Below are 6,000 nucleotides of genomic sequence, written 5' to 3'. Positions count from 1 at the left end.
CCTAAACTTTTTGTAGCCGCTTCGCGGTTTGGGTCGAAGTTTGCCTTCTTTGATGAACGACAAACATCATCCAAAATTCCACACACCAAAACTCGAATGCCTCTACCGAAGGCACACAAAAAGTTTGGGAGGGTCCAGGGAACCTTTTGCAAAAGGTTCCCTGGCGGGGTCCGGGGCAGCGCCCCGGCCGCCGGAGGCATCCTCTCCGTTCCAATTCTTTTTGTCGCTGACTTATCATTTAGAAACGCATGGATCGCAATAGCGGCCAGAATCCAATATGCCCGCACTCGAATGCCCCTGCCGAAGGCACACAAAAAGTTTGGGAGGGTCCAGGGAACCTTTTTCAAAAGGTTCCCTGGCGGGGTCCGGGGCAGCGCCCCGGCAGCCGGAGGCATCCCCTAAAAGAGGGAGCCCTGGACCTGCGGTTTGTCTTCTGGTTTGACCTTCTTGAAGGTCAGGCGATGGATTCGGCAGGGGCCAAGGGTTTGTATGGCCTCTACGTGCGTTTTGGTGCCGTATCCCATGTGCTGGGACAGGCCGTAGCCGGGATATCGTTTGGCAAGGCTGACCATGAGGCGGTCGCGGAAGGTTTTGGCGAGGATGGACGCGGCGGAGATGGCTGGAACCGTGCCGTCGCCCTTGATGACGCACTCCTGGGGGATATCGAGCAGCAGCGCGTGCTTCGGGACGATCTTGTCACCGTCGATGCGCAGGAACCGGGGGTGGACCTTCATGGCCCGCACGGCCCTGCCCATGGCCTGGAACGTAGCCTGGAGGATGTTTATCTGGTCGATCTCCCACGGCCAGGCCACGCCCAGCCCCCAGGCCACGGCCTGCTCGCGAATGAGCGGATAAAGCGTCTCGCGCTTCTCGGCGGTAAGCTGCTTGGAGTCGTTCAGCCCCGGCAGATCGTATTCGGCGGGAAGGATGCACGCCCCTGCCACCACCGGCCCGGCCAGACACCCGCGCCCAGCCTCGTCGACCCCGGCGATTTCGATGGGGGAGAATCCTGAAGATATGAAAAGCGACCCCTGCGTCATGATGGAGCTGTTGTGCCTGAAACGGACCGGGAAGGGAAGCGCGGAGACCGCTCGGCCGACCTAGGGCCGCGCAACGGCAGCCGGCCTGAGTCAAAACCACAAAAGCCCGGAGTGCAGTTAAACACTCCGGGCATATATATCCATATAATCTGATATGTTTTAGGGAACCGGCGTCGCGGATCGCGCCGCCTATCCGAAAAACTATTCCCAGATCTGCTTGGACTTGATGCGGGCGGCCTTACCGCGCAGGTTACGCAGGTAGTAGATGCGCGAGCGGCGAACCTTGCCCTCGGAGACCACTTCGACGCGGTCAATGAAGGGGGAATGCATGGGGAACACGCGCTCCACGCCGATACCGTCGGAAATCTTGCGAACGGTGAAGGTGGAGTTGGTGGTGCCGCGACGGCGACGCAGAACCGCGCCCTGGAAGACCTGGATGCGCTCTTTCTCGCCCTCGATAATCCGGTAGTGCACCTTGACGGTGTCGCCGGCCTTGAAATCGGGCATATCCAAGCGGATGTGTTCGGCTTCGATTTTCTTGATGATGTCCATGATGATCTCCTTAAAAGTGAAGAGTGCTGGACAATCCTCGCGCCGCCGAAGCGACGGAAAGGAATTATCCGCCTCTAGTACTCATCCGCGACGAGCCGGTCGACGATAATCGCCACCGCGCTGCGTACAGACAGATGGTTGTAGTCATCCAAATACCGAAGCGGCCTCACAATGCCGTCCGTTTTGGAGAGGACTTCCTCCGCCAGACCGTGTCCGGTACCAAAAATCAATAATACCGGAGTGTTGGCGAGCCAGCTTCGCACTTCCCCAAAGGTCAGGGCGGGCTGGGCTTGCTTGCGGCGATCCAGCCGAGCTGAAGTAGCCGCGAGGCGCGGACATTGCCCTGTTTGCGCCTCAATGTCAAGGACCGCACTCTCGATATCATCAAAAACCTTGACTTTGGAAAATGCTTCGGCCCGGTCCGGATTAGCGCGCGAGCCCGCGCCCTCGCGCCAATGGCCCAGAAGCTTTTCGGCCAGGGCCTTCTGGTCCTCTATGGGCGTGGTCGCGTAGAACCCGCCCAGACCGTAACTGCGGGCCACGCGGGCCATGTCGTGCAGGTCCAGGTTGGTCACGGACACAGCCACCTTTTCCCCGAACTTGTTGGTCACGGGGTAGTGGCACAGGGCGATATACAGATTGCGGCCGAGTCGGGTGCGCGGCAGGGTCCGCAGAAAATCGACGTCCTCAACGGTCAGCCGCGCCTCGGGCAGAAGGTCGGGCCGGTCGCGCAGAGTGGCGGTCAGGGATTGATCTCGACGCCATTCGGCGATCTTGCCGTGGTCGCCGGAGCGAAGCACCTCGGGCACGGCCAGACCATCGAAGTCCTCGGGCCGGGTGAAGTGCGGGTATTCGAGCAGTCCGGCTGAAAAGGATTCCTCGTCGCCGGATTCCTCGTGTCCCATGAACCCGGGCAGGAGCCGGGCCACGGACTCGACCAGACAGACGGCCGCGGCCTCTCCGCCGTTGAGCACGAAATCGCCGACCGACACCAGCTCAATGGGATAGAGATCAAGGAGCCGCTCGTCGATACCCTCGTACCGGCCGCAGATGACGGTCAGGTCCTCCTGGTCCGCCAGTTCGCGGGAAAGGGCCTGAGTCAGGGGCTTGCCGCGCGGGGAAAGCATGAGGACCCGCCCCCGGGACTCGATGGAGTCGAGCGCCTTTATCATGGGGTCGAGCTTGAGGAGCATCCCCGGCCCGCCGCCAAAGGGACGGTCATCCACGGACTTGTGGACACCGCCCGCGAACTGCCGCACGTCCACGCAGTCGAGCTTGACCAGCCCGGTCTCCACGGCCTTGGACATGAGGCCGCAGGTAAAGGGCGACTCGAAAAAGTGCGGGAAGATGGAGACGAGGTGAAAATTCATGAAGTCTGCTTCTTGCGGCGCGGGGGGCGGCCCGTCTTGTTTTTGGGCGGCTCGGGGTTGAGGTACAGGTCCAGCAGCCCTTCGGGCGGCTCGATGACGATGACTTCGGCGTCCAGGTCGATGTCCAGGACGAACTCCGGCACGGCGGGCAGAAGAATCTCGGTGCCAGCCTTGTCGACGATGACCCAGGTGTCCTGCTCGCCGGTCTCGTAGTACCCCTTGAGCTCACCGACCTCGCTTCCGTCCTCCAGAACCACCCGGCAGCCGACAAGCTGATACAGGTAGTGCTCGCCCTCGTCGAGGTCGGGCAGGTCTTCGGCGCGCACCAGGAGTTCGCTCCCGCGCAGGGCCTCGGCCCGGTCGCGATCCCGGACCTGGGGAGAGGTTATCAGGACGAGGTCCTTGTGCTCACGCCATGCGCTGACCTCAATGGGTCTGGGGCGTCCCTTTCCGTTGGACAGGAACAGCGGCGTGCCGTCGAAAAGGGTCGGGGAGTCCGCATAGCACCGTATGCCGAACTCCCCCCTGATTCCGTGCGCCTTTACCACCCCGCCCACGGGGATGAAACCGGGCTCTTCTTTCATGGGCCATCCGTTCGCTTGCTGCAAAAGACCGGGGCCGCCGCGCGGGGCAAGCCCGCACGCCGGTCCGTGATCGTTCGCGTCTCGCCTCAGGCCTTTTCAAGCCCTCACGCGGACGTGCAAATGTTCAGCCGTTCTCAAACGAGAAAGCTACTCGAGGATCTCCAGAACGGAGCGTTTTCTCGCCTTGGTGGAAGCGGCTCCGAGCAAAGTGCGCATGGCTCTCGCCGTGCGGCCCTGCTTGCCGATCACCTTGCCAAGGTCTTCCTTGGCCACCTTCAGCTCGATAACCGAGGTCTGCTCGCCTTCGACTTCAGAAACTTGCACTTCGTCCGGGTTGTCCACCAGGGACTTGGCAATGTACTCAATCATCTCTTTCAACATGACGTCACCTCCGGTGCCGACGCGTCGCCGCGCGCCGTGAATATGAGCTGCCAAACGTGATCCGGACCCTGCAGGACGGGCCGACGAGACCCGCCTGTGGGAAGAAGCGCAAGCTACTTGCCGGCCTTCTTCATCAGAGAACGAACCGTGTTGCTGGGCTCAGCGCCCTTTTCCAACCACTTTTCGATCTTCTCCATGTCGAGAACGATCTCATTCGGCTCGACCATGGGGTTGTAGTGCCCGAGGTATTCGACAGGACGTCCGTCACGGCGGGTAGTGCTCTCCAGAGCCACGACGCGGTAGAAGGGACGCTTCTTGGAACCCATCCGGGTCAGTCTGATTTTCATTGCCATGGTTCTTATACTCCCAATAGTTAATTAATACGTTTTTGCCCACGAGATGGCAAGTTTTATCACTGAAGGACCTAAGTTGTCGGCCGCCTACTTTTTGCGACCCTTCTTGTTCTTCTTTTTGTTCAATTTTTTCTTCTTGCGCTCTTTGAGCGTCTTCTTGGAGACGGTCCGCCTGGGGCCGTCATCCTCCATGCCAGGCATACCAGGCATTCCGGGCATTCCGGGCATTCCGGGCATTCCGCCCCCAAGCGCATTCAGATCGGGCATTCCACCCCCGCCCAGGCCGGGCAGCTTGGGCAGGCCGAACTTGCCCTTCTTCTTGCCGCCGCCCATCATGGACTGCATCATTTTGCTCATCTGCTTGAAATTCTTGATAAGCGCGTTGACGTCGGCGAGCTTCACGCCCGAACCCTTGGCGATGCGCTCCTTGCGGCTCACATTCTTGAGCAGGTCGGGCTGGCGGCGCTCCTTGAGGGTCATGGAAGAGATGATCGCCTCGGTGCGCTTCAACTCATCCTCGGGCAGGGCGTTGTCGCCAAGCTGCTTCATGATGTTGCCCATGCCGGGAATGAGCTTGAGCAGTCCCTCCATGGAGCCGAGCTTCTTGAGCTTCCTCATGTGGCCGAGGAAGTCTTCGAAATCGAACTCGGCCTTGGCCATCTTCTCGGCCATGGCCTTGGCCTCGTCCTCGTCGATCTGGCCCTGCGCCTTCTCGATGAGGGTCATCATGTCGCCCATGCCGAGGATGCGCGAGGCGATACGGTCCGGGTGGAAAAGCTCCAGCTCGGAGAGCTTCTCGCCCACGCCCACGAACTTCACGGACCGCCCGGTGACGGTCTTGATGGACAGGGCCGCGCCGCCTCGGGCGTCGCCATCCATCTTGGTCAGGACAACGCCGGTGATGCCGAGCTTCTCGTTGAAGCTCTCGGCCACGGTCACGGCATCCTGGCCGGTCATGGCGTCGGCCACGAACAGGATTTCCTGCGGCTCGCACTCGCGCTTGATGTTCTCAAGCTCGCCCATCAGCGTTTCGTCGATGTGCAGACGACCCGCCGTATCGAAAAGAATCAGGTCGCAACCCAGTTCCTCGGCCTTGGTCACGGCGTCGCGGCATATGTCCACCGGGTCCATGTCCGTGGTGGACGGATACACCGGCACATCGAGCTGGCGGGCCAGGGTATTGAGCTGGTCGATGGCCGCCGGGCGATAGACGTCCGCGGGCACCAGGTACGGCTTCTTGCCGTGGTGCTTGCGCAGATAGAGCGCGATCTTGCCCGAGGAAGTCGTCTTACCCGAGCCCTGAAGGCCGACCATCATCAGCTTCAGGGGCCGGGCCTTGAGGTCCAGGTCCTTCTGCTCGCCGCCCAGAAGCTCCACGAGCTCCTCGTTGACGATCTTTATGAAATGCTGGCCGGGCTCAAGCCCCTTGAGGACCTCGTCGCCGAGAGCACGTTCCTTGACCTGGTCAACGAACTGCTTGACCACCTTGAAGTTGACGTCGGCCTCGAGAAGCGCGAGACGCACCTCCCTCAAACCCTCCTTGATATTGTTCTCATCAAGGGTCTTTTTGCCGCCCAACTTGGAGAAGGTGGAGCTGAGTCTTTCTTGCAAGCTCTCGAACAACTTATCAACTCCCTGAAATAAATAAAATTATTATTTTTACCTGCGTAGAGACCAGCGTCCAGCGCGGGCAAAGAGGACGTTTGTTAAGCCAGATTCC

Annotated in this window: 7 protein-coding genes; all 7 read right to left on the bottom strand. The window is 60.5% G+C overall.

Annotation, left to right across the window (positions count from 1 at the left end):
• Positions 1–398: 398 nt before the first annotated feature.
• A complete protein-coding gene (locus tag LF599_RS18250; protein ID WP_279521809.1) occupies positions 399–1,040 on the bottom strand; it encodes a ribonuclease HII in 642 nt (213 codons plus the stop codon).
• A gap of 201 nt (positions 1,041–1,241) precedes the next feature.
• Positions 1,242–1,592, bottom strand: a complete 351-nt coding sequence (gene rplS, locus LF599_RS18245; protein WP_279521808.1) for a 50S ribosomal protein L19 — start codon at positions 1,590–1,592, stop codon at positions 1,242–1,244.
• 74 nt (positions 1,593–1,666) lie between these two features.
• The gene (gene trmD / locus LF599_RS18240) at positions 1,667–2,962 is read right to left on the bottom strand and encodes a tRNA (guanosine(37)-N1)-methyltransferase TrmD (protein ID WP_279521807.1); all 1,296 of its coding nucleotides are present in this window, start codon (positions 2,960–2,962) and stop codon (positions 1,667–1,669) included.
• The gene (gene rimM, locus LF599_RS18235; protein ID WP_279521806.1) at positions 2,959–3,546 is read right to left on the bottom strand and encodes a ribosome maturation factor RimM; all 588 of its coding nucleotides are present in this window, start codon (positions 3,544–3,546) and stop codon (positions 2,959–2,961) included. Before rimM ends, trmD begins: the two co-directional genes overlap by 4 nt.
• A 147-nt stretch (positions 3,547–3,693) precedes the next feature.
• Complete coding sequence (locus LF599_RS18230) at positions 3,694–3,927, bottom strand: KH domain-containing protein (RefSeq protein ID WP_014323320.1); 234 nt, start codon at positions 3,925–3,927, stop codon at positions 3,694–3,696.
• Between the two features lie 113 nt (positions 3,928–4,040).
• The gene (gene rpsP / locus LF599_RS18225) at positions 4,041–4,280 is read right to left on the bottom strand and encodes a 30S ribosomal protein S16 (protein ID WP_269940309.1); all 240 of its coding nucleotides are present in this window, start codon (positions 4,278–4,280) and stop codon (positions 4,041–4,043) included.
• Between the two features lie 87 nt (positions 4,281–4,367).
• Positions 4,368–5,903: a signal recognition particle protein gene (gene ffh / locus LF599_RS18220; protein WP_279521805.1), complete on the bottom strand. Its 1,536-nt coding sequence runs from the start codon at positions 5,901–5,903 to the stop codon at positions 4,368–4,370.
• Positions 5,904–6,000: the final 97 nt, after the last annotated feature.

Source organism: Pseudodesulfovibrio thermohalotolerans (assembly GCF_021353295.2).
GTDB lineage: Bacteria > Desulfobacterota > Desulfovibrionia > Desulfovibrionales > Desulfovibrionaceae > Pseudodesulfovibrio > Pseudodesulfovibrio thermohalotolerans.
This window is presented reverse-complemented; position numbering and strand designations above follow the sequence as displayed.

Excerpts from the sequence above, each read along its gene's own strand:
- LF599_RS18250 (WP_279521809.1), bottom strand. The coding sequence starts at position 1,040 with ATGACGCAGGGGTCGCTTTTCATATCTTCAGGATTCTCCCCCATCGAA.
- rplS (WP_279521808.1), bottom strand. The coding sequence starts at position 1,592 with ATGGACATCATCAAGAAAATCGAAGCCGAACACATCCGCTTGGATATG.
- trmD (WP_279521807.1), bottom strand. The coding sequence starts at position 2,962 with ATGAATTTTCACCTCGTCTCCATCTTCCCGCACTTTTTCGAGTCGCCC.
- rimM (WP_279521806.1), bottom strand. The coding sequence starts at position 3,546 with ATGAAAGAAGAGCCCGGTTTCATCCCCGTGGGCGGGGTGGTAAAGGCG.
- LF599_RS18230 (WP_014323320.1), bottom strand. The coding sequence starts at position 3,927 with ATGTTGAAAGAGATGATTGAGTACATTGCCAAGTCCCTGGTGGACAAC.
- rpsP (WP_269940309.1), bottom strand. The coding sequence starts at position 4,280 with ATGGCAATGAAAATCAGACTGACCCGGATGGGTTCCAAGAAGCGTCCC.